Genomic DNA, 23113 nt, shown 5'->3' with positions numbered 1-23113 from the left:
CGTCAGACCAGCCCCATCGCCCCGACCGCGAGGAAGACGACGCCGAAGCCCGCCAGCACGAGCGCGCTGCCCGCGGCGACGATCGGCGCCAGCGCGTCGACCCGCCGGCCGGCCGACACCAGCCCCGCGGGGTAGAGGACGATCCAGACCGCGATGCCGCCGAAGAAGCCCGCAAGCAGCGCCGCTGATCCCGTCTCGACGACGAGCGCGCCCTCGAGAGCGGCGCCGACGGCCGGGACGTGCGCGAGGACGTCCAGCGATCCCGGTCGGAGCAGGCCGACGCCGGCGGTCAGCCAGAACCCGATCTGGTAGGGGTTGGTCAGCGACAGCGCGAACGTCTTGCGAAAGCCGGTCGAGGTCGCGTGGCCCCCGTCAGTAAAGGAGGTCGCGGCTCGCGCTTCCCGCACCGCGCCGACGGCGAAGTAACACATGAGCAGTCCGCCGAGCAGGTAGAGCACGGGACGAACCAGCGGGTAGCGATCGATCACGGCCACGACGCCGGCCAGCGTGAGCACGAAGAAGAGCACGTCGGCGAGCATCGCGCCCAGTCCCGCCCGGAAGCCGGCCGACCAGCCGCGGACGACGCTCTCCTCGGCGATGATGGCGTTCATCGGCCCCGGCGGGGCGGCGAGTGCGATACCGAAGAGGACGCCGGCGAGCGCGGTGGCGACTGGCACGATAGTCGGTTCACTCTCCGTCGCCCGTCGTGAAAAACGACGCGTTCGACTGCTACTCGAGGCTGCCGGGAACGAACTGGCAGCCACAGGGCGAGGCCACCCCCTCGGTCGGTCCGGTCAGCGTTACCGTCACGATCGACTGCCCGCAGACGGGACAGTCTGGAAGCGTTCCCGAGGACTCCGAGTCGGCGGCGTCGCGGGTCATCGTCCACTCGGGTTCGGTGCTTGCGGTCGTCTCGAGCGAGGCGTCGAACGTGTCGGACGGTCGTGGATCATGGATTCGGCTCGGTTCCCACTCGAGACGCTGGCTCCCGAGTCGGCGTTCGACTGAACGTTCACCCGGGTACCCTTATTTCTACTGGCTATTGTCACTCGTTGCGTCGGGCGATCGTCGGGTCTTTGCTCTCGAGGCTCGAGACTGCAAGCATGGCTCGATTCCGTACTCGGAACGGACGGTCTCCGGAACCGACATCCGGAGAAGCGATGAGGTTGAACCGCCGAGTGCTGCTCGCGGTCGTCGGGACGAGCGCGGTGGCGGGCTGTCTCGAGGACGACGGCGAGGACGCTGACGACGACCCCGATACCGAACCGGACGACGACCCCGAATCACCGCCGTTCGAGCTTCGAACGGTCGACGCACCCGGCAGCGAGGCCGGGACGACGACGGTCCCGGGCGAGGGACAGGTCACGTTTCTCAACCCGACCCGGACGATGTGCCCGACGAGCGAGGGACTGATCGAGACGATCGGCGACGCCAGAGCCGACCTCGAGTCCCGGTACGACGTCGGTCCGGACGGCGACGTTCGGTTCGTCTCGATGGTCGATCCCCGCTCCGGCCCGGACCCCACCGAGGAGGAACTGGCCGACTGGTGGGCCGAACACGGCGGCGAGTGGACGGTCGGGATCGACGAGGACGGGACGATCAACGACTACTACGAGGTTCGCGGGTTCCCGACGGTCATCGCACTCGACGCCGATGGCGAGGTCCACTGGGAGGACACGGGCGGCACCGGCGCCAGCAACATGATACGAGGAATCGAGCGCGCCCTCGAGGCCGAGCCCGAAGCCCCGGACCCGGAGGATGCGGACGACGCGAACGAGTCGGACGGGTAACCGAACCGGAGGATCCTTTTCCGTTCGTCCCCTACGTGGGGCCATGAACTGCCCTCCCCTCCGTCGGCCCGTCGACGGAGCCGTCCCGTCCGCTCGCGCTCGAGGGGTGAGCGCCCGATGAGACGGCGCGACCTCGTCGCCGGGATCGGAAGCCTCGGCGTGCTCGCGGGCGCGGGGTCGATCGTGCGCTACGGTCCGCCGTCGGTCGGCGGCGACGGCGAGGCTGACGGAGAGGCCGAGAACGACGGGGACGAGGACGAGGAGTGGCCCATCGAGGCCGAGACGATCGAGGCCCGCGGAAGCGAGGCCGGGACGCTGACCATCCCGTCGAACGAGGTCATGGTTCTCATGTTCTTCGTCAACGGCTGCGGGAACTGCCAGGTCCAGGCCGGACGCCTCGCCGACGCCAGGGCGGAACTCGAGGCCGACCACGGCGACGACGTCCGGTTCCTGTCGCTGACCTACGACTCCGAGGAGCAGATCCCGCCCGACGAACTCCGCGAGTGGTGGGAGACCCACGGCGGGAACGGCTACGTGAGCTACGAGGCCTCGAGGCCGATGCAGGAGTACGCGGCCGTCGGCTACCCCGTGACGATCGTCATCGACCCCGACGGGGAGGAACACTGGCGCGAGACGGGGACGACCGGCGGCCGCGAGATCGCCGCGGAAGTCGAGCGCGTCCTCGAGACGACGGCCGACGTCGACGCCGAGGAGTCGAGCGGAAACGAGTCGTCGGACGGCGACGCTGCAAACGAGAGTGACGGCGCGGACGACGAAGCGGAGACGGCCGAAGACGACGGCGAGGAGTCGGACTGATCCTCTCGAGTCGCCGCCGTTCCTGGACGTCTTTGTGACACGACCTGGCGACTGTCGGAAGTTCCGTTTTGGGGGAGGGCGACGGTGGGATACACCCTCTCGACGCGATCACCGCACCCGAGACGGGTAGATCGCGATAGCAGTCCACCTGGCACAATAGCTAAGTTCCGTGTGTACGAATGTACACACATGAGCTCGAGCAAACGAGTCCAGTTCCGCGCGCCCGAACAGTTGATCGAACAGGCGGATATTCTGGCGACGGCAGCAGATCGCGACCGAACGGACGTAATCATCGAAGCACTTCGTTCGTATCTGCGTGAATCGTCCGAGAGCGATGACGTGAAGCGTGATATCGCTAACGCGTACTACGATGGGACGATTCAGTACGAAGAGATGAAGGCGGTTCTCGGACCGAAAGAAGCCGAGAACCTTCGGCTGCTCAAGAACCAGCTCGAAGACGACGAGCTTGCGGAAGACGTTGCGAACCTATAGATGGTCGTCGTCGCAGATACGTCCGCTCTCGTCAGCCTCGCAATTGCGAGCAACGAGCGTCCGATTCAGCTCCTCTTTACGGAGTACGACGTCCAGGTTCCGCCAGCAGTTATCGAGGAACTCGAGGAGATCGCTTCACACGACGATACGCACGCGAAGGCAGCAACGCGGGTGCTTGATTACCTGGCCGAAGAGCATATCCGGCAATCGGGTGGGCGACCGGAGTATCCACTCGACGAGGGCGAAACAGCGGCTATCGTGCTCGCGAACGAGGTGAACGCCGAGATCTTCCTGTGTGACGAGTACGGTGAGCTCTCGACAGTGCATGCACTCCTATCGGGTTCTCGTCTTCTAACGACGCCCAAGATGATCGAAGCGCTCGTTCTACGGGACGTTCTTTCGGCCGAAGAGACACGAGCAGCGCTTTCGGAGATGGTGGATGAGCGAAGCTGGCGCAACAACTCGTACGTCACGCAGTTTCTTGCTCGCTTCCAAGATTGACATCCCGGAGCCCGCGCCGACGCTACGCCTTCGCCTGCCAGCTCCGAACCCGGTCCGCGCTGACGCCGTCGACGTCGTCGGCGACCGCGTCGGGGTCCGCGTCGCTCAGATCCTCGAGGCTCTCGATGCCCGCGTCGACGAGCTTCTCGACGGTCTTGGCGCCGACGCCGTCGAGGCTCTCGAGGTCCGACCCGCTGTCGGCCTCGCGGGCCTGGAACTCCTGGTAGTTACAGATCGGACAGCCGAGTTCCCAGGGCTCGTCGCCGCTGTGGACGACGAGTTCGGGGAGGTCGTGTTCCTCACAGTGCTCGTCGGTGACTTCGATTTCGCCCCGGCGGGGTAGCGGCAGCGAGTACTCGCAGTCGGGATACCGGGTACAGCCGACCAGTCGGGAGCCGCTCTGGAGGGTCTTGACGACGAGTTCGCCGTCGTGGTCCGAACCGCAGTCGGGACAGGTGCCCAGAATCTCGCCCTCGCCCGCCTCGTCGGCCTTGCAGAGCGGGCAGCCGTGGACGAACGTCTGCCGTCCCGCGAGCATCTTCACCTCGTTGAGTCCGTGTTCCTCGCACTCGCCGTCCATGATCAGCGGCTTGCCCGTCGAGGGCAGGGGCAGCGTATTCTCGCAGTCGGGGTAGCCGTCACAGCCGATGAAGTACGACCCGTGGCGACTCTGGCGGACGAGCAGGTCCTCGCCACACTCCGGACAGGGGCCCAGCCGCTTGTCGTCTTTGAGCGACTTCCGGAGGTGGTCGCCGATCTCCTCCCGGGACTCGGCCAGGTTCGCGAAGATCTCCTCGAGCATCTCCCGGGATTCGTCGGTCACGTCCTCGAGGTCGGCCTCGCCGCTCGCGATGGCGTCCATGTCTTCCTCGAGCTGGGCGGTCATCCCCTCGCTGACGACGCGGTCGGCGTAGCTCTCTGCGGCGTCGACGACCGCCATCGCCAGCTTGGTCGGGCGGGGCGGATCGCTCTCGATGTAGCCCCGGTCGTACAGCTTCTCGAGGGTGTTGTGGCGGGTCGATTTCGTTCCCAGTCCCAGATCCTCCATGGTCTCGATCAGCCGCGACTGGCCGTACCGGCGGGGCGGCTGGGTTTCCTTCTCCTCGAGTTCGACGGTCTCGATAGCCAGCTCCTCGCCGGTTTCGACGTCGGGGACGTAGTTCTCGCTGGTGTTGAAGTAGGGGTAAACGTCGTGGTAGCCGGGTTCCACGAGGCGCTTGCCGTTGGCCTTCAGGCGGGCGTCGTCGACCTCGGCGACGACCTTGAGGTGTTCCCACTCTGCGGGGTCGGCGACGGTCGCGTAGAACCGGCGGACGACCAGCTCGTAGATCTCCCACTCGTCGTCGCTCACGTCGCCGCCCCGGGATGGGATCTCGCCCGTCGGATGGATCGGCGGGTGGTCGGTCGTCTCCTCGTCGCCCTCGGTGGGCTGGATTTCGTCGGCCTCGAGCAGCGAGTCGGCCGACTCGCCCAGCGTCGAGTGACCGACGAACTCCTCGAGCAGCTCCTCGGGATCGAGGTCGTCGGGGTAGACGGTGTTGTCGGTGCGGGGGTAGGTGATGTAGCCCGCCGTGTACAGATCCTCGGCGATCGACATCGCGCGCTTGGCCGAGTAGCCGATCGCGCTGGCCGCGCGGATGAACTGGGTCGTGTTGAACGGCGCAGGCGGGTCGTCGGTGCGGGTGCGGCGGTTGACGTCGACGACCGTCGCCGCGTCGCGACTCGAGAGGGTCTCGTAGACCTCGTCGGCTCGGGCCTCCGCCCAGACCCGCTCGGCTTCGTTGCCGTCCTCGTCGCGGTAGAAGTACTGGGCCTCGAACGTCGTTTCCGCCTGTCGGAGGTCCGCGAAGAGCTCCCAGTACGTCTCGGGGTCGAACGCCTCGATCTCGCGTTCGCGGTCGACGATCAGCTTGAGGGTGGGCGACTGGACCCGGCCCACGGAGATGAAGTCGTTGCCGAGCTGGCCCGCGGACAGCGAGAGAAAGCGGGTGAGCGCGGCGCCCCAGATCAGGTCGATGATCTGGCGGGCCTCGCCCGCCGCAGCGAGGTCGAAGTCCAGCTCGTCGGGCTCGTCGAAGGCGTTCTGGACCTCGTTTTCGGTGATCGAGGAGAATCGCACCCGGCGGATCGGGACGTCCTCGTCGACCTCGCGGACGATGTCGTAGGCCTCCTTCCCGATGAGTTCGCCCTCGCGGTCGTAGTCGGTCGCGATCGCGACCCGTTCGGCCCGCCGGGCGAGGATCCGCAGCGTGGCGACGATGTTCTCCTTCGTCGCGGTCTTCTCGATGCTCGCGTCGATGAGCTCGACCGGCTCGACGTCGCGCCAGTCGGAGTACTCCGAGGGGAAGTCGACGCCGACGACGTGGCCCGACAGCCCCACGCAGCGCTTGCCGCCCCACTCGTAGACGTTGACGCCGTTCTCGCGGCTCGAGTCGTACGTGCCGCCCGAAAGGATGTCGGCGATGCGTCGCGCGGCGTTGTCCTTCTCGGTGATGATCAGTTCCACCGCCGATCACCCCGCGGCTCGAGCGGGAGCTCCGGGAAGCGAGTCGTCGTCATGGTCGCTCGGTACGGCTGAACTGCTGATAACGCTTTCGGCAAAACCGACAGACAGCGCGGGTGTGCGTGCGCTACGCGGGCGTTGCGCTCGCGCGTGCGTGAGGTGTCCCGGACGGTGGGACGCTGGCCCCGGACGGTGGGACGCTGGCGAGCGCCCGTCCGCACGACGGAACCGCGCTACAGCGACGTGAACGGAAGCCTCGCGAGCGACTCCGCGTCGTAGTCGAGGGCCTCGGACTGGTCGACGTCCGGCGGCGTTAGCATATCGATGATCCGTGGGGCGTTCTCGACTGCGCCCTCGCGTGCGCCACCGAAGACGAACCCGCCGGCCTCGACCTCGACAGGCCGGAACGCGCCGAAGTCCTCGGAGCCGACGATCGGGAGGATCTCGGCGTCCTCGATCTCGAAGTCGGCCCCGAAGGTATCCTTGCCGACCGAGACGACGACGGTGTCCGTCTCGAAGTCGACGAGCGTCTCCGCCGACCCCAGGTCGTTCTCGTCGGCGTCGACGACGGCGGACTCGAACCCGCTCGCGCCGATTCGGTAGTGCCACTCGGATTCGAACTCGGCGGTGATCCCGAGGTCGCCGACCTCCGTCGTGCGGCCGTCCGCTCGCGACGGGTCCCGGAGGTAGGTGACGAAGTAGTGCGGCGAGAACTCGCCGCCGAAGACGTCGTAGAGCGCCTCGACCTCGAGGGCGAACAGGTAGTCGGTCTCGGACTCGTAGACGGCGACCGAGCGCAGATCGAACGCCCCGTCACGGAAGGCGTCGTCGGTCGGATACGTGTACTCGCCGGGACCGTGGTCGTCGCCCTGCGGATCGTCGAACTCCGCGACGAGTTCGCCGGGCGAGGCGGAAACCGTCGCCGACGCGAGGACGTCCCCGCTGTCGGGGTCGCGCAACGTCACGTCGTAGTCGCCGGGCGCGGTGATCGTGTAGCCGAACTCGAAGGTCTCGTCGGACGCCTCCGGCGAGAGCCGGACGTTGTCGAGGGCCACGCGGTCGCCGTCGACCTCGATCGCGACCGTCGTCCCGCCGACGAACGCGCTGTCGTTGTCGCCCGTCGCCGTGATGAACGGCTCGCCGAGCCGCGCGTCCTCGTCGATGGCGTACTCGAGGTCCTGGGTCGGGCGCTCGTAGGTCGGGAGCTCGCTGCGTTCCCGTCCTCGGGCCCGCCGGAGACGGATCGCCGTCCCGCCGCTGCGGGCCATCGACGCCAGCAGCGTCGTGCTCGGGTCGACGATCGCCTCGTCGATTCTGACGGTTTCCGGATCGGACTCGTAGCCGCCGCCGATCCCGTCCGAGTAGATCTCCGCCACGTAGTTCGGACCGCGAGGACCCGCCCCCTGGCCGGCGTCCACGGAGCTTCCCGGCGCGAGGAACTCGAGGGGGACGTCGACCGCGCGGCCGCTCTCGTCGCTCATCGCGCCGACGTACCACTCCTCGCCGTCGCGGCGGGCGGTGACGACGTAGTCGCCGATCGCCGAGTCGACGACGGTCGTCTCGTCCCAGTCGGCCGCCGGGACGTTCTCGATGAACTCGAATTCGGGTTCGGCCGCGAAGTTCTCGCGCTCGGGCGTGTACCCCTCGTAGTCGGCCGGCACCGGGGAGGGTTCGCCGGGTTCGGTGACGGCGATCGTGTTGAGGTTGAAACCGCCGACGTCGCCCTCGAACGTCTCGCCGTCCTCGTAGTGGAGTTCGATCGCGATCTCGTTGTCGCCCTCGGCGAGTTCGATCTCGGTCGTGAACACCTCCCACCGGTCCCAGTAGTCGGTAAAGTCGGGTTCGATCGTCCGCGTCTCGTCGTTGACTCGCAGGGTCGCCTGCGGTCCGTCAGCCTCGATCACGCGCTCGGCGTTGTCCTCGGGGGCGCTCGCGTAGCGCAGGTGTAGCTCGTGCGTGCCCGCCGCGGCGTCGCGAACGGTCACCGAGACCGACGAGCCGGAGGGCACGCGGTTTGGATCGACCGCGACGGAGTTCGTCCCGAAGGCATTGCGCCACTCGTCGAGCGTGACGAAGCCCTCGATCTCGCCGGCCGCGGCCTGGACGAGTTCGCCGACCTCGAGCTCCGGGCTGATGTAGGCCTCGAGGCGGTCGGCGGCCATCTGGAGCCCGCTCAGGTAGTTGGGGTACATCGCAAGCTGTTTCGCCCGCGTGGTCTGGACCTGGTCGCCCCGATCGTCGGTGAACGTGATGTCGAAGATTCCGGGCTGGTAGCTGACCGGGCCGGCCAGGTTCCGCGTGAACGGGATCGTGACGTGGTGTTCCTCGCCGACGTTCGAACTCAGCTGGTCGAAGCCGTCGAACTCCTGGGCCGTGACGACCTCGCGGTTGGCGACGTTCGGATAGGTGCGGATCTCGCCGGTCGGTTTGATCCCCTCGTGGATCTCGAGCAGCTGGCGGTTCGCGGCGGCCTCCTCGATGACCAGCCGGTGGTGGTTGACCGCGAGCTGGTTGTGCTGGTTGTGGGTCGCCTCTGCTCCGTCGCCGTCGATGCCCAGTCCCGGATCCGAGACGTAGCCGTTCTTGATAGAGTGGATCCCGACGTCCTCGTACTGCGCGAAGATGTCGTCCTCGAGGATCTGTTCCTCGTAGTTCGGGAGCGCCCCGGCGGTCTCGTTGTGCATGGTCATCTCCACGTTCGGATCGAGGCTCCGGCCGAACTCCGTCACCTCCCGGACGTCGAAGTCGGGGTAGGATTCGTCGACGCCGAACTCGAGGCCCGTGCCGTCGCCGGGGTAGGTGTCCCAGCCCTGGTTCCAGCCCTCGACGAGGACGCTGTCGATGCCGTTCTCGGCGGCGAAGGTCATGTACCGCTTCATCCGCTCGGTCCGAGCGCCGTGGATGTAGCCGGCCGGATCCTCGCCGTCAGCTGCGATCTCTTCGTCGGTCCTGTACTCCCAGTTGGCCGAGCCGGCGATCATCGTCCACCAGATGCCGATGTACTTCCGGGGCTCGATCCAGTCGGTGTCGGGCTCCCCGTCGACGATTGGCAGGACCGACTCCTTCAGCGCCGAACTCAAAAGCGGGATCAGCTGCGATTCGATCAGGTCGCCGGGCCGGCGACCGATCTGGATCGTCCGCCAGGGCGTCGCGTTCGGCAGCTCCAGGGAGGCCTTCGTCCCGTCGGGCAGCGGCGTGAGTTCCGTGTCGAGCGTCGTCCCACCGTCCTCCGACCGGGGCGCGAGCGTCGCGGACGCGTAGTCCTCGAGGTCCGCCTCGTGGACGCTCAGGTAGGCATCGTCGTCCGCCCGCACCGTCAGCGGCGTGTGTGCGCCGTTTCGCACCGGCGTGGCGGTCGGCTCCGTCTCCCGGCTCCCGCCCGGGATCTCGCTGAGCGGGGTCTCGGTGTACTCCTGTTCGAACCGGGGGTTAGTGACCTCGTTCGGGATCCACCAGGACGTGTAGTCGCCCGCGAAGGCGAACTCGGTGTTCTCGGCGGTGAGGACGGCCCGGTCGCTGTTGCTCGCGAAACTCTCGTCGAGGACCACCCGAATCCCGACGCCGTCGTCGAACACCCGGATCTCGAGGTTCGCGGACCGACCCGGGTCCTCGGTCTCGGTCAGCCCGACGGTGAGCGACTCGTAGGGCTCGCTGACGCGCTCGAACTCGCCCCAGACCGGCTCCCACTCCTCGGTCGCGGACTCGCGGTCGGTTCCGGTTACCTCGAGGGCGACGCCGTCGCCGTCCTCGCCCGCGCCGAACGTCGGCTGGTTTTGGAAGTCGAAACCGACCGCCGAGGGGTCGAGGTAGGTCGTCCCGTCGACGGCGACCTCGTAGGCGGGGACGCCGTCGGACGCGTCGACGGTAACCGAGATCGACCCGTCGGGCGAGTCGATCCGCTGGACGGGGGCGTCCTCGCCGTTCGTCACCCGAGCGGCGGCCTCGGTCGGTACCGATCGCGTGTACGCCGCAGCGGCTAGCGCACCTGCCACCCCGGACAGGAACGTCCGCCTGTTGGAGTCGAGTAATGATTGCTGTGATTGTTTTTCACGCATTGTGGTCACTGTTCACATACGCTATTATAAATCATTGTGATTGCGGAAACGGACCCGAGAGTGGCGGGTACCACGGCCGGAAAGCACGGGCTTTTCAGCCGCACGGACGAGGTACGGACGAGGACCTACGCGTGACGGACTCGGAGCGCAAACGCGTCGATATGACCACGGGGGCGATCCCGCCCAAGCTGGTACACCTGGCCTGGCCGCTGGTCCTGGGGAACCTCCTGCAGACGTTCTACAACCTGGCGGACATGTTCTGGGTCGGCCGCGTGGGAAGCGAGGCCGTCGCCGCCGTCTCGCTGATGTTTCCGCTGTCGTGGATGTTCGTCTCGACGGCGATGGGGCTGACGGCGGCGACGATCGCGCTGGTCTCCCAGTACGTCGGCGCCGACGAGGACCGGATGGCCGACCGGGTCGTCGCCCAGACGATCCTGCTCGCGCTGGCCGTCTCGACGACGCTCGCCGCCGTCGGCCTCTCCTTCCGGCGACCGCTGCTCGTCCTGATCGGCGCCCGCGAGCAGGTGTTCGTCGAGGCGCTGGCCTACATCGAGGTGATCTTCCTCGCGCTGCCGCTTACCTTCCTCTTTTTCGCGTTCCGCTCGTCGCTCCAGGGAGCCGGCGACACGAAGACGGCGATGTGGCTCGTGTTGCTCTCGGCCGGGCTCAACGTCGTCCTCGATCCCTTCCTCATCCTCGGCTGGGGACCGTTCCCCGAGATGGGGACCCGAGGTGCGGCCGTCGCGACGTTCATCGCCCGCGTGTTCGCCACCGCCGTCGGGATCGCCATCCTGCTCGACGGGCGGTTCGGCGTTCGGCTCCGGCTCGAGGACCTGACTCCCGACCTCTCGATCCAGAAGCAACTGATCGACGTCGGCTACCCGGCGACGATCGACGGCTGGGCGCGCAGCTTCGCCTCGGTCGCGATGGCCGGCTTCGTCGCCCGCTTCGGGGCCGCGCCGACGGCGGCCTACGGGATCGGCGTCCGGTTCATGTCGGTGACGTGGGCCGTCGCGGGTGCGGTCGGCAACGCGACCGCGACCGGGGTCGGCCAGAACCTCGGTGCGGGTACCCCCGATCGAGCCGCGGCCGTCGCCCGGGTCGCGACCGCGGGGACGATGCTGTTGATCTTCGCGGTCGCGGCGGTTCTCGTGGCCTTCCCCGCCCAGGCGATAGGGATCTTCGTCGCCGACCCCGACGTGATCGCCGAGGGGGTTCTCTTCCTCCGAATCATGGCACCGTTCTGGGCGCTGTTCGCCGGCGTGATGGTCCTCCAGGGGGCGTTCCGGGGCGCCGGCAACACCCGCGAGGCGATGGTGCTTTCCTTCCTCTCGCGGTGGATCTTCCGGGTCCCGGTCGCGCTGGTGTTGGCCTTTACCGCGGTGACGGTACCGTTCGTCGGCGTGACGATCCCGACCGTGGCCGCGATCGATCTCGGCGTCGCGGGGATCTGGTGGGCGTTCTCGTTCGGGATGGTCGCCTCCTTTGTCGTCGCCGTGCTCTGGTTCCGGCTCGGTACCTGGACCGAGGGGATCATCGACGAGACGGGCGAGCCTCGAGACGCTCGGGCCGACTCGAGCGCCGGCGACGAGCGCGAGGCCGTCGACCCCTAACCGGAGCCGCCGACGGGGAGCCACTTTCGCAGCGTCGGGCTGAACTCCGCGGCCATGCGGGCGTCGTCGTCGGTGAAGGCGTCCGTGAGGACGAGCGTCCCCGCGTAGGTGGCGACCACGACGATCGGCAGGACCGCGACGATCAGGAAATCCGACTCGAGGACGTAGACGACGGGCGCGCCGGTAACGATCGCCGGGAGGCCGGCGCCGACGATCTTGGCGAAGTCCCGGGTGAACGGGTGGATCCCGTCGAGGTAGTAGATCTCCGCCAGGGTCAGTCCGCCGACGAGAAAGAGCGCGGTCGCCGAGCCGATCGCGGCGCCCTCCATGCCGATGAACGGGACGAGCGTGAACGAGACGAGGAGGTTGACGCCGAAGAGCACGAGCGTGTTGATGAAGACGAACCGGGAGTAGCCAAGGCCCTGCAGCAAGGAGCCGTCGGGGCCCCCGAAGGTGACGTTGAAGAGAAAGGCGACGGCCAGCAGGGCGACGACGGTGGTCGCCTCGGCGTACTGGGGCGTGTAGAGGACGGCGAGGAAGGAGCTCGCGCCGAGCGAGAGGAAGATGGCGACGGGTAGCGTGATGCCGGCGATCCAGCGGGCCATGATCCGGAACCGCTGTTCGACGAGGTCGATGTCGTCCCGGCTCTCGGCGATCAGGGGTTTGAACACGGGCGACAGCGAGTTGAAGATGATCATCAGCCCCGAGCCGAGCATGTAGCCGACCCGGTAGATCCCGACGTCGTCGGCGTCGAGGAAGAAGCCGAGCACGAAGTAGTCGACGTGGCCCATCAGCACGAAGACGACGCTGGTCATCGCCAGCGGCACCGAGTACTTCACCAGCGGCCCGGGCGCGACCAGCTCGAGTTCCCGCGAGAGCAGGTCCCAGGCCTTGTAGGTGAAGACGGCGGCGCCGACCGTGATCGCGACGAACAGGCCGACGATGTAGCCGGCGACGAGCCCGAGCAGCCCGAACCCCGCGAGCAACAGCCCCGCGGTGGTGGTAAACCGGACGATCGGCCGCACGAGGTCCCGCATGATGACCCGGTACTGGAGCTTCTTGATGCTGTAGTAGGAGGTCAACAGGACGTTGTAGATCGCCAGCATCGGGATCGTCACCGACAGCAGGAGGAGCCCGACTCGCAGCGCCGGCTCCTGGAAGAACTCGGCGAAGGCGGCGGCGCTGAGCGCGAGCGCGAGCGCGACCAGCGACGACGTCACGAGCACCGTCGCGGTCACCTGGACGATCACGCCCTTGGCCTTCCCGTACTCCTCGTTGTCGAGGTACTGGGGAACGAAGTAGTCGATGGCGAGAGGAAGTCCGAGGTTGGCGAAGACCTGCATGAAGAGGATGACCGACGTCGCTAGCACGAACAGCCCGTACACGGATGGGCTGACGAACCGGGTCATCAGCATGACGATCGCAAACCCCAGCGCGCCGTTGATCACGTTCCCGGCGAACGTGATACTCCCCTGCTTGGCGAGCGTGGTAACGCCTTCGTCCTGGTCGGTCATGGCAACGTGAGTTGTCGGTGGTCGCGACGTCCCGCCGGCGTCGCGTGCGGTCGTCGGTTCGCTCCCGCGGTCGGCTGGGACACGTCAGACACCCGTCGCCGGCTCGAGTTCGTAGCTGTCGACTTCGGCGGCTTCCTCTCCGAAGTGGGGAAACTCGGCGTCGAACGGCCACTCCTCGCCCTCGCCGACGTCCTCGTCGACGTTCTCGATGACGCTCTCGAGTTCCTCGCCCTCGCTATCGAAGAACGTCACCCGGATCTCGATGTACGACAGGGTTCGCTCGCCCGTGTTCCGGACGACGCCCCAGACGTAGACGCGTTCCTCGTCGGTGCCGGGGTCGTCGCGCACGAGGTCGTCCCAGACGATTTCGACGTCGGCGGGCTCGGTGATCTCCTCGGCGTCCTCGGTGAAGTACTCGAGACAGCCCGACAGGGAGAGCGAGGCGGCGACCGCCAGGAACGCGCGGCGATACATCGAGTCGGTCGTTTGCAGCCGCGGGCCTTGAGCGTTCGGGATGGACGATCGAGCCGTCGCAGGTCGACGATCGTCAGACATATCTCCAGCGGTGACAGTCGCGACAGATTTTTCACTACTGGATGTTACCACTTAGTTGTATGAGCGAGTTCGACCAGTTCAGCGACGTCGGCGAAGCGGACGTAACCCGTGCGATCGGCCAGGAGTGGACCGAGGAGTTCATGGACTTCTCGGACTCGGAGGTCATCATCGTCGGCGGCGGCCCCTCGGGGCTGACCGCGGCCAAGGAGCTCTCCGAGCGCGGCGTGAAGACGATGGTCGTCGAGAAGAACAACTACCTCGGCGGCGGGTTCTGGCTCGGCGGGTTCCTGATGAACAAGGTCACCGTGCGCGACCCGGCCCAGGGGATCCTCGAGGAGCTCGAGGTCTCCTACAAGGAGTCCCAGGACAGCGAGGACCTCTACGTCGCGAACGGTCCCGAGGCGTGTTCGGGGCTGATCAAGGCCGCCTGCGACGCGGGCGCGAAGATGCAGAACATGACCGAGTTCACGGACATCGTCATCCGCGAGGACCACAAGGTCTCGGGGATCGTGATGAACTGGACGCCGGTCCACGCCCTGCCCCGCGAGATCACCTGCGTCGACCCCATCGCCGTCGAGGCCGACCTGGTCATCGACGCGACGGGCCACGACGCGATGGCGGTCAAGAAACTCGACGAGCGCGGCGTGCTGGACGCGCCCGGTATCGGCGACGCCGAGGCCAACGCGACCGGGATGGACCAGACCGGCGACGACAGCTACGGCGCGCCCGGCCACGACTCCCCCGGCCACGACTCGATGTGGGTCGGCAAGAGCGAGGACGCCGTCGTCGAACACACCGGCCTCGTTCACGACGGCCTGATCGCGACCGGGATGGCCACCGCGACGACCTACGGCCTCCCGCGGATGGGCCCCACCTTCGGCGCCATGCTCGTCTCGGGCAAGCGCGCGGCCCAGGAGGCCATCGACGAACTCGGCATCGACGCCGATCCCGTCGATATGACCTCGCGGGCGACGCCGGCCGACGACTGATACGGATTGCTGTAACGATTTACCGGCGCAACCGCCGCACGGGTCGCGGTTGCGCCGGTAATGACTTACAGTAAACCGTATGAGACGGAGTGTCGTCCACTACCGTTTTTCGCCCGTCGTCCCACGGAGAGCCCGATACCGGCCGGAATCGCGACGACCCGAACGGCACAGATTTTATATTTCCGGTTCGGTTACCGTAGACGAGAATGGAGTCGTCCTCGTCGAGCGGTCCCGATGTCTGTACGCGAACACGGCGACAGGAGGTCGTCGCCGACCTCGGCCAGCGGGCGCTCGAGACGGACGATCTCGAGGCGCTGCTCGACGAAGCGGCGGACGCCCTCACCGAGGGGCTCGCGCTCGAGCACGCGGCCGTCCTCGAGCGCCGTCCCGCCGACGAGGCGCTGCTCCGGGCGGGCGCCGGCTGGCGTGCGGGACTGGTCGGTTCGGCGACGGTCCCGGCGGGCGCCGACACGCTCGTCGGCGAGGTGCTCCGGCACGAGGAGCCGTTCCTCGTCGAGGACGTCCGCGGCGAGGAGCGCGTCCGCAGTCCCGAGCTGTTCGCCGATCACGGCGTCGTCGGCGGGATCGGCGTCCGGATCGGTCCCGTCGAGGAACCCTGGGGCGTACTGGGGGCGTACGCGACCGACGCCCGATCGTTTACCCCACACGACGCCAGCTTCGTCGAAAGCGTCGCGGCCGTCCTCGGGACGGCGATCGAGAACCGCCGGACTCGCCGGCAGTTCGAGGACACCTACGGTCGGATCTCGGACGCCTTCTTCGCGCTCGACGAGAACTGGGAGTTTACCTACCTCAACGAGCGAGCCCACGAGCTGATCAACCCCGACGATCGGGAGCTCGTCGGCAGGAACGTCTGGGAGACGTTCTCGTCCGCCCTCGAGCGGCAGTTCAAGCCGAAGTACGAGCGCGCGATGTACGACCAGGAGACGGTCTCGTTCGAGGAGTACTACCCGGAGCCGCTGGACAGCTGGTTCGAGGTGCGGGCCTACCCCTCCGAGACGGGGTTGTCGGTGTACTTCTGCGACGTCTCCGAGCGCAAGGAACGCGAGCGCGAACTCGAGCTGTTTCGGACGCTGCTGGATCACTCGAACGACGTCGTCCTGGTGATCGAGCCCGAGTCGGGGCGGGTCCTCGACGCAAACGAGACGGCCTGTCGTCGGCTCGGCTACGACCGGGAGGAGCTGCTCGCGCTCGCGGTCCCCGACATCGAACGACGGTTCGCGGACATCGAGGCGTGGCGCGACCACGTCGAGGACGTCGCCGTCGAGGACGCCGTGACGATCGAAGGGGTCCACGAGCGGAAGGACGGCACGACCTACCCCGCGGAGGTCAACGTCAGCTACGTCGGGATCGACGGGGGCTACATGATCGCCGTCGCCCGCGACATCACCGACCGCAGGCGTCGCGAGCGCCGACTCAGGGAGTCCCAGCAGCAGTACCGAACCCTCGCCGAGAACGTCCCCAACGGGATCGTGACGCTGTTCGACGACGAGCTTCGGTACACGCTCGCGGCGGGACGAACGTTCGACACGCTACCGGTGTCGCCGACCGAGATCGAGGGGCGACTCGTCCGGGAGGTCTGGCCCGACGGGATCGGCGCGACTCTCGAGGACGCCTTCCGGGCCGCCCTCGAGGGCGAATCCCGGGAGGTCGAACTCGAGTACGCCGACCGGGAGTGGGTCGTCCACGTCGTGCCGATCACCGACGGCGACGGCGACGTCTTCGGCGGGATGACCATCGCCCAGGACATCACCGAACGGAAGGAGCGAGAGCGCCAGCTCCGGATGCGCGAGCGCCGGCTCTCGACGCTGATCGAAAACGTCCCCGGGATGGTCTACCGCTGCAAGACCGAGCGCGGCTGGCCCATGACGTTCGTCAGCGACGCCTGCAAGGACCTGACCGGGTACGAGCCGGACGCTCTCGAACGCGGCGAACTCAGCTGGGGCGAGGACGTGATGGTCGAGGCCGATCGCGAACGGCTGTGGGAGACCGTCAACCAACAGGCGGCGAAGGGAGAGCCCTTCTCGGAGACCTACCGTATCGAAACCGCCGACGGCGACCTGCGGTGGGTCAGAGACTACGGCCGCGCGCTCTTCGACGAGGAGGGGTCCGTCATCGACGTGGAAGGGATCATCGCCGACGTCACCGATCGGAAGCGCCTGGAGGAACAGCTCAAGGAGCGACGACGGCAGCTCGAGGCGTCGAACGAGCGCTTAGAACAGTTCGCCTACGCTGCGAGTCACGACCTGCAGGAACCCCTGCGGATGGTCACCAGCTACCTCGGACTGATCGAGAACCGGTACGGCGACGCCCTCGACGAGGACGGCGAGGAGTTCCTCGCGTACGCCGTCGACGGCGCCGAGCGCATGCGCGAGATGATCGACGCCCTCCTCGAGTACTCCCGCGTGGAAACGCAGGGAGATCCATTCGAACCCGTGGATCTGGACGACGTTCTCGAGGACGTTCGCGCCGACCTTCGACTCCGAATCGAGGAGAGCGACGCCGAGATCACGGCCGAGTCGTTACCGCGTGTCGAGGGCGACCCGGGCCAGCTTCGACAGGTGTTCCAGAACCTGCTCGAGAACGCGATCACCTACAGCGGGGACGAACCGCCGCGGATCCACGTCGAAGCCGAGCGAACCGAGACGGGGTGGAAACTCGCCGTCCACGACGAGGGGATCGGGATCGATCCCGACGAGCAAGCGCGCGTCTTCGAGGTGTTCCAGCGACTCCACAGCCACGACGAACACAGCGGGACGGGAATCGGGCTGGCGCTGTGTCGCCGCATCGTCGAACGCCACGGCGGGGAGATCCGGCTCGACTCCGACCCCGGCGAGGGCTCGACATTCACGGTCCTCCTGCCCGACTCGAGGCATCGGTAGCCGACTACGATCGGCCGTACAGCTCCGCGTGATCGGGACAGAACTCGGGTTCGCGGAGCTGAGCCGCGACCAGGTCTTCGTGGTAGTGGGCGTTGAACAGCCGACACCCCTCGCGGTCGCAAAACGGCTCGCCCGTCTCGAGGAAGTGGGACGCCTGCAGGGCGTATCCCTTCAGCGCGTCGGTCGTTCGGGGGTCGTCCTCGATCAGGAAGTCGCCCTCGACGCGGTTCTCGAGGATCTCCCGGGGCGGGGCGTCGCCCGACAGCAGCGAGTGGCGTTGCTTTTCCTTGTAGTACGCCTCGGGCTTGGCGGGCGCCTCGTAGAGCCCGGGCACGGAGAGCAGCGCCGGCTGGCCGAGGACGCTCACCCGTTTGTGCCAGCGGCCGTCGTGGTCGCCCCAGGTGCCGACCGCCCGATCGAGGAGGACGACGTGCAGCGTCTCGAGCCCGCGCTCCTCGGCCGGCAGCGCGCTGTTTACCGCCCGCTGGACCTGCTTGCCGTCGTAGAGCACGCCCCCCTCGCGCTCGGGGTGCTCGAGGGCCCGCTCCTCGTAGCGGATGGTCCCCAGCATCGTGTTCCCGGTCTCGCGGTCGTACGGCGAGGGGACCCGCGCCTCGGCGAACCGCTCGGCGAGGTCGTCTGTCCGGTGGACCTCGAGGAACCGATCCCGGACCGAGACCGTCGCGTCGATCCGGGGCTCGAGCCACTCTGCGATTCCCTCCGCGTCGACGACCGTCGTCGGCGCCCGATAGCACAGAATCTCCTCGACCATGTATTACCTAGTCGTACCACGGAGTGAATCAGTTACGGTCCCGCGGCCGCCGATCGATTTATGTCGCCTCTCGGTCACGTTCCAGATATGTTTCCACCGCCGGTTTCGAACGAATCGATCCTCTCCGACGGGCTGAACCCCCTCACGCGGGCCTACCACGAGGCCGTCGTCTACGAGGACCGCGAGAGCGACGAGTCGCTCTACGAGGGACCGATCGTCGTCCACGCCAACGGCTGGCTCGAACTCGAGGGAAACCGACTGCTCTCGCCGAGCGCGGTTCACCACGTCGACGTCTACGACGACGAACGACCGCCCGCCGAAGGCGACGACCGCGACGGTCGCGACCCGGGCGGCGACGACCGCCGAACCGGCCGGTTCAGCCCCCGGTAGTCGCCTCGAGCGGTCGTTCCCGCACTCGGGTCAGCCGTCCAGAAACGACGGCTCCACCGCCTCCTCAGCTTCGGTCTCCCGCCAAGTGTGCTCGGGCTCCCAGCCGAGTTCCTCGCGGGCTTTCGCCGTCGTAAACGCCGCTTCGTCGCCCTCGAGAGCGCACTCCTCGGGAAGGCCGCCGTAGACGGCCTCGATCGTCGCCGCCGTGGGTCGGCCGAGGTAGTTCTCCGCCGCGGCCGCGAGGTAGGCCTCGTGACCCTCGCGGTCGGCCTCGAGCGCGGCCTCTACCAGCGAGACCAGATCCCGGACGTCGACGTACGACCAGAAGTTGCCGCTCCCCTCGTCTCCGGGTGCGGTCGTTTCGGGGTCGAACGCCTCCCGAACGCGGGCCAGTTGCTGGCTGCCGGGGTAGCTCACCCAGGCGGGACGCAACGACGTCACCGGGACGTCGAAGGCCCGAACCGTTCGCCGGGCGACCACTTCGCCGGCGAGTTTCGAGGTGCCGTAGGGGTCCTCCGGGCGCTGAGGGTGGCTCTCGTCGATCGGGAGAGAGTCGGGCAGGGAGGGGGTCGCCGCGAACGGCATCCCGTAGGTGCTCTCGCTCGAGGTCCAGACCACCTCCGCGTTCGCCCGGCCCGCAGCCTCGAGGACGTGGTAGGTGCTCAGGACGTTCGTCTCGAAGGTCTCGCCGCCCGCGCGGATCCCCATCGCCGGGATGCCGGCGCAGTGGACGACAGCGTCGGGATCGGCGGTTTCGATCAGTTCCCAGGCGGTTCCCTGATCGGTCAGATCCCCCGCGAGGAAGGTGGCGTGCTCGCGCTGGCCGGGCGGACGCTCGAGGTCGACGCCGAGGACCTCGTGGCCCGCGCTCGCGAGGCTTTCGACGATCCAGCTTCCGATCCCGCCGGTCGCGCCGGTGACGACGACGTGCATGACTGACCGTAAACGCTCGAAGACGAAAACTGGACAGATCCTACTCGTCACTGCGGACAGGACCGACCGAGCGTCCCGCGGCGAAACTCTTTTTGCCGCTATCTATGACGGGCCAGGATGGTCAGGGGTCGAAACAAAGCCGTATGGTCCCTCGAGAGGAGGGGTCTTACGACTTTACGTCGATCTCGCGTCGAGGTTGTACTTACCGCGACCAACGGGAGAAAGGGAACTCGGCGGTTACCCGGGGTAGTGACTGACGAGACGACACTACTTTCGAGACGAGCGTATCTCGCCGGTACAGCCGCTGCGAGTACCGCGAGCGTCGCGGGCTGTTTCGGCGGACTCGGCGGTGGCACCGACGAAATCTCGGTCGCGTACATGCCGATCTTTCCGGACCTCCAGTACTTCGTGATGGAGTCGGAAGGCTACTTCGAGGACGTCGACGCCGAGATCGACAGCCGCGAGTTCACCGACGGCCCGGCGATCGTTCAAGCCTACGGCGGAGGCGAGATCGACGTCGCGATGTTCGGAATCGTCCCGTCGATGACTGTCATCGACCGCGGGATCCCCGCGAAGGTGACCGCGGCGAACATCAAAGAGCCGATGGCGATTATGGCCCACGAGGAGTTTCACGGCCTGTGGGACGACCAGGCGGCCGACGCGTTCGCCGCCTGGGAGGACGACCGCGGCGAGCCGTTCCGCTTCGGGACGTTCCCGCAGGGATCGGTGCCCGACATCCTGTTGCGGTACTGGCTCACCGAGATCGGCGTCGACCCCGAGAGCGACGTCGAGATCGTCGAGATCGGCGGCGCGAACGCGACGTTCCAGGCGATCGCCAACGACGAGGTCGACGGCGCCTCGATCATGGAACCCGTCCCGACCCGCGCCGAGATGGAGGAGCTTCCGGTCCGGACGCTGCTTCCCTCCGCCGAGATCATGCCCGGACAGCCGGCCGCGGTCACGCTGATGAGCGACGAGGTCCGCGACTCCGAGGTCGCGAGCCAGTTCCTCTCCCAGCACGTCCGCGCGACGGCGTTCATCGAGGACAACCCCGAGGAGACGGCCGCGATCGTCGAAGACGGGATCGGAATGCCGACGGAGCAGGCCCGGCTGGCGCTCGAGGGACCGCTCTCGAACTTCGTCACCGACCCCGCCGAAATCGAGTCGGCGACGGAGATCTTCTCCGCGTTCGCCCACGAGAACGGACAGATCGACGACGAGCTGTCCACCGAGGAGATCTTCGACTACGACGTCTACGACGAGATTCGAGAATGATCGGCTCGAACGGGGGCGGGGCGTAATGGCGACCGACGTCGAGGGGAGCGTTGATCGATCGGCGGTCGACACCGGTTCGCCGATCGCCGGGATCGACCTTCGCCGAGCGGTGCTCGGCGTCGGCGGAGTGTTCGGGTTTCTCGGACTCTGGTGGCTCCTCTCGCTGTTCCAGCCCGCGTACGTGCTTCCGTCTCCGGTCGCCGTCGCCGAGACGTTCGTCGCCGAGGCCGCAAGCGGCGACATGACGACGGCGATCGGACAGAGCGTCCGCCACTGGATCCCCGGCGCCGTCATCGGCACGGGCCTCGGTATCGCCGCCGGGGTCGCCCTCGGCTGGAGCGCGCTCCTCGACGACGTCTCCGCCCCGGCCGTGCGCGTCCTCCGGCCGGTTCCGCCGCTGGCGCTCACCGGGTTCGCGATCGCGTGGTTCGGCATCAACCACGCCGGCGCCGCCTTCATCATCGCCGTCGGCGCGTTCTGGATCAACTTCTACGCCGCCTACGGGGGCGTCGAGGGCGTCTCCGAAGATCTCCTCGACGTCGCACGGAGCCTCGGCGTTCGAGGCGACCTCGACCTCGTGCGGTCGGTCGTCGTCCCCGCGGCCTCCCCCGAGATCATGACCGGCATCCGAACCGGAATCGGCCGCTCCTGGATGCTCGTCGTCGCCGCGGAGATCTTCGGCGTGCCGGGGATCGGCCGGGAGATCCTTCGCGCGTCGAACAACCTGCAGGTCGACGTGGTCATCGCGTACATCCTCGTATTGAGCGGACTCTTCCTCGTCGTCGACGCCACGTTCCGCGCGGTCCAACGGAGGGTGCTTTCGTGGCGATAGACGACGCCTCGCGCGTTCGGGTCGAGGACGTCGGCAAGCGCTACGATAGCGACCAGGGCCCGGTACAAGCCCTGGAAGGCGTTTCCTTCGAAGTCGAACCCGGCGAGTTCGTCTGTCTCGTCGGGCCGTCGGGCTCCGGGAAGACCACGCTGTTTCGCGTCGTCGCCGGCCTCGAACGGCCGACGTCGGGGACCGTCTACCTCGACGACGACCCCGTGACGGAGCCCAACGCCGATATGGGGATCGTCTTTCAGGAGTACCACCTGTTTCCGTGGCGGACCGTTCGCGGCAACGTCGGCTTCGGCCTCGAGAAGGGCGGCGTGCCGGCCGACGAACGCGAGCGACGCGTTCAGGAACTGATCGACCTCGTGGGTCTTGCGGAGTTCGAGGGAAGCTATCCCAAGGAACTGTCCGGCGGAATGAAACAGCGCGTCGGGCTCGCGCGGGCGCTGGCGGTCGATCCGGCGCTTTTGCTCATGGACGAACCGTTCGGGGCCGTCGACGCACAGACGAAGGAGATGCTCCAGGACGAACTGCTCGACATCTGGGGACGAACGGGGAAGACGGTGCTGTTCGTGACTCACGACATCGAGGAGGCCGTGAAGCTCGCCGACCGCGTCGTCGTGATGGATGCTGATCCGGGTCGAGTGAGTGAGATCGTCGAGATCGACGTCCCGCGTCCACGGTCGCGGACCGACGACGGGTTCGGCGAGCACTACGAGCGGATTCTGGATCTCATCCGCGACTGAATCCGCTTCGTTCGACGGCCCCCGTCGCTCAGTCGTCGGCCGCCGGTAGCGTAAACGTAAACGTCGACCCTTCGCCAGGTTCCGAGTCGAGCCGGATCTCCCCGCCGTGGCGCTCGACGATGCGCTCGCAGAGCGCGAGCCCGATGCCGGTCCCGTCGTACTCCTCGGCGGAGTGGAGTCGGTTGAAGACGGTGAACACGCGCTCCTGCTCGTCGGGATCGATCCCGATCCCCTCGTCCCGAACCGAGATCGCCCACCTGGAGCCGCATCGGTCGGCGTCGATTCGGACCTGCGGGGGCTCGTCGCCGCTGTAGGTGATCGCGTTCTCGAGCAGGTTCTGGAACACCTGTCGAAGCTGGCTCCCGTCGCCGTGGACCCGTGGAAGCGATCCGGTCGCGATCTCGGCGCCGCTCTCCTCGATTCGCAGCTGCAGG

General features: G+C 67.4%; 20 protein-coding genes. 11 read left to right on the top strand and 9 right to left on the bottom strand.

Going from position 1 to position 23113, the window contains the following annotated elements:
• Window positions 1-2: 2 nt before the first annotated feature.
• Together ACNA7R_RS10480 and ACNA7R_RS10475 are read right to left on the bottom strand one after the other, a co-directional pair.
• Window positions 3-677, bottom strand: coding sequence for a LysE family translocator (locus ACNA7R_RS10480; protein WP_416283511.1), 675 nt, complete (start codon window positions 675-677; stop codon window positions 3-5).
• Between the two features lie 52 nt (window positions 678-729).
• A complete protein-coding gene (locus ACNA7R_RS10475; protein ID WP_416283510.1) occupies window positions 730-882 on the bottom strand; it encodes a hypothetical protein in 153 nt (50 codons plus the stop codon).
• 278 nt (window positions 883-1160) lie between these two features.
• Here ACNA7R_RS10475 and ACNA7R_RS10470 point away from each other — a divergent pair, with 278 nt between their 5' ends.
• The 4 genes from ACNA7R_RS10470 to ACNA7R_RS10455 all read left to right on the top strand — a co-directional run bounded on the left by ACNA7R_RS10470 (window position 1161) and on the right by ACNA7R_RS10455 (window position 3599).
• Window positions 1161-1790 carry a TlpA family protein disulfide reductase gene (locus ACNA7R_RS10470; RefSeq protein WP_416283509.1) on the top strand — a complete coding sequence of 210 codons (630 nt, stop codon included), beginning with the start codon at window positions 1161-1163 and terminating at the stop codon, window positions 1788-1790.
• A 117-nt stretch (window positions 1791-1907) separates the two neighbouring features.
• Window positions 1908-2606, top strand: coding sequence for a TlpA family protein disulfide reductase (locus ACNA7R_RS10465; protein WP_416283508.1), 699 nt, complete (start codon window positions 1908-1910; stop codon window positions 2604-2606).
• A 189-nt stretch (window positions 2607-2795) separates the two neighbouring features.
• Window positions 2796-3098, top strand: a complete 303-nt coding sequence (locus tag ACNA7R_RS10460) for a hypothetical protein (protein ID WP_416283507.1) — start codon at window positions 2796-2798, stop codon at window positions 3096-3098.
• Window positions 3099-3599, top strand: coding sequence for a hypothetical protein (locus ACNA7R_RS10455; protein WP_416283506.1), 501 nt, complete (start codon window positions 3099-3101; stop codon window positions 3597-3599). It abuts the gene before it with no gap.
• 22 nt (window positions 3600-3621) lie between these two features.
• Here ACNA7R_RS10455 and ACNA7R_RS10450 read toward each other — a convergent pair whose 3' ends face one another.
• Together ACNA7R_RS10450 and ACNA7R_RS10445 are read right to left on the bottom strand one after the other, a co-directional pair.
• Complete coding sequence (locus tag ACNA7R_RS10450) at window positions 3622-6105, bottom strand: DNA topoisomerase I (protein WP_416283505.1); 2484 nt, start codon at window positions 6103-6105, stop codon at window positions 3622-3624.
• A 230-nt stretch (window positions 6106-6335) separates the two neighbouring features.
• Entirely contained in the window at window positions 6336-10157 is a 3822-nt protein-coding gene (locus tag ACNA7R_RS10445) for a glycoside hydrolase family 97 catalytic domain-containing protein (protein ID WP_416283504.1), read from the bottom strand.
• A gap of 161 nt (window positions 10158-10318) precedes the next feature.
• On the opposite strand from ACNA7R_RS10445, the gene ACNA7R_RS10440 reads away from it, so the two are divergent.
• The gene (locus ACNA7R_RS10440; RefSeq protein WP_416283521.1) at window positions 10319-11770 is read left to right on the top strand and encodes an MATE family efflux transporter; all 1452 of its coding nucleotides are present in this window, start codon (window positions 10319-10321) and stop codon (window positions 11768-11770) included.
• Here ACNA7R_RS10440 and ACNA7R_RS10435 read toward each other — a convergent pair.
• Complete coding sequence (locus ACNA7R_RS10435; protein ID WP_416283503.1) at window positions 11767-13284, bottom strand: flippase; 1518 nt, start codon at window positions 13282-13284, stop codon at window positions 11767-11769. The two genes, ACNA7R_RS10440 and ACNA7R_RS10435, sit on opposite strands and share 4 nt — an antisense overlap.
• Before the next feature lie 84 nt (window positions 13285-13368).
• Window positions 13369-13758 (bottom strand): FxLYD domain-containing protein, encoded by a 390-nt coding sequence (locus ACNA7R_RS10430; RefSeq protein ID WP_416283502.1) that lies wholly within the window; start codon window positions 13756-13758, stop codon window positions 13369-13371.
• 140 nt (window positions 13759-13898) lie between these two features.
• Here ACNA7R_RS10430 and ACNA7R_RS10425 point away from each other — a divergent pair, with 140 nt between their 5' ends.
• Window positions 13899-14828 (top strand): sulfide-dependent adenosine diphosphate thiazole synthase, encoded by a 930-nt coding sequence (locus ACNA7R_RS10425; protein ID WP_416283501.1) that lies wholly within the window; start codon window positions 13899-13901, stop codon window positions 14826-14828.
• Window positions 14829-15034: 206 nt separating this feature from the next.
• Complete coding sequence (locus ACNA7R_RS10420; protein WP_416283500.1) at window positions 15035-17728, top strand: PAS domain S-box protein; 2694 nt, start codon at window positions 15035-15037, stop codon at window positions 17726-17728.
• A gap of 4 nt (window positions 17729-17732) precedes the next feature.
• On the opposite strand, the gene ACNA7R_RS10415 is transcribed toward ACNA7R_RS10420, so the two are convergent.
• Window positions 17733-18500, bottom strand: coding sequence for a DUF7001 family protein (locus ACNA7R_RS10415; protein WP_416283499.1), 768 nt, complete (start codon window positions 18498-18500; stop codon window positions 17733-17735).
• 87 nt (window positions 18501-18587) lie between these two features.
• Between ACNA7R_RS10415 and ACNA7R_RS10410 the strand changes: the two genes are divergently transcribed.
• A complete protein-coding gene (locus ACNA7R_RS10410) occupies window positions 18588-18890 on the top strand; it encodes a hypothetical protein (RefSeq protein WP_416283498.1) in 303 nt (100 codons plus the stop codon).
• A 30-nt stretch (window positions 18891-18920) separates the two neighbouring features.
• Here the strand turns inward: ACNA7R_RS10410 and ACNA7R_RS10405 are convergent, their stop codons facing one another.
• On the bottom strand, window positions 18921-19823 hold the full coding sequence (locus tag ACNA7R_RS10405) for an NAD-dependent epimerase/dehydratase family protein (protein ID WP_416283497.1): 903 nt from the start codon (window positions 19821-19823) through the stop codon (window positions 18921-18923).
• A gap of 249 nt (window positions 19824-20072) precedes the next feature.
• Here ACNA7R_RS10405 and ACNA7R_RS10400 point away from each other — a divergent pair, with 249 nt between their 5' ends.
• The 3 genes from ACNA7R_RS10400 to ACNA7R_RS10390 are packed head-to-tail and all read left to right on the top strand — an operon-like array spanning window position 20073 to window position 22679.
• The gene (locus ACNA7R_RS10400; protein ID WP_416283496.1) at window positions 20073-21098 is read left to right on the top strand and encodes an ABC transporter substrate-binding protein; all 1026 of its coding nucleotides are present in this window, start codon (window positions 20073-20075) and stop codon (window positions 21096-21098) included.
• 25 nt (window positions 21099-21123) lie between these two features.
• Entirely contained in the window at window positions 21124-21930 is an 807-nt protein-coding gene (locus ACNA7R_RS10395) for an ABC transporter permease (protein ID WP_416283495.1), read from the top strand.
• Entirely contained in the window at window positions 21921-22679 is a 759-nt protein-coding gene (locus tag ACNA7R_RS10390; RefSeq protein ID WP_416283494.1) for an ABC transporter ATP-binding protein, read from the top strand. The genes ACNA7R_RS10395 and ACNA7R_RS10390 overlap by 10 nt, the downstream gene beginning before the upstream one ends.
• A gap of 28 nt (window positions 22680-22707) precedes the next feature.
• Here ACNA7R_RS10390 and ACNA7R_RS10385 read toward each other — a convergent pair.
• A partial coding sequence (locus tag ACNA7R_RS10385; RefSeq protein ID WP_416283493.1) for a sensor histidine kinase occupies window positions 22708-23113 on the bottom strand: 406 nt, incomplete at its 5' end.

The sequence above is a fragment of the Natronococcus sp. genome (genome assembly GCF_047921035.1).
Lineage (GTDB): Archaea > Halobacteriota > Halobacteria > Halobacteriales > Natrialbaceae > Natronococcus.
This window is presented reverse-complemented; position numbering and strand designations above follow the sequence as displayed.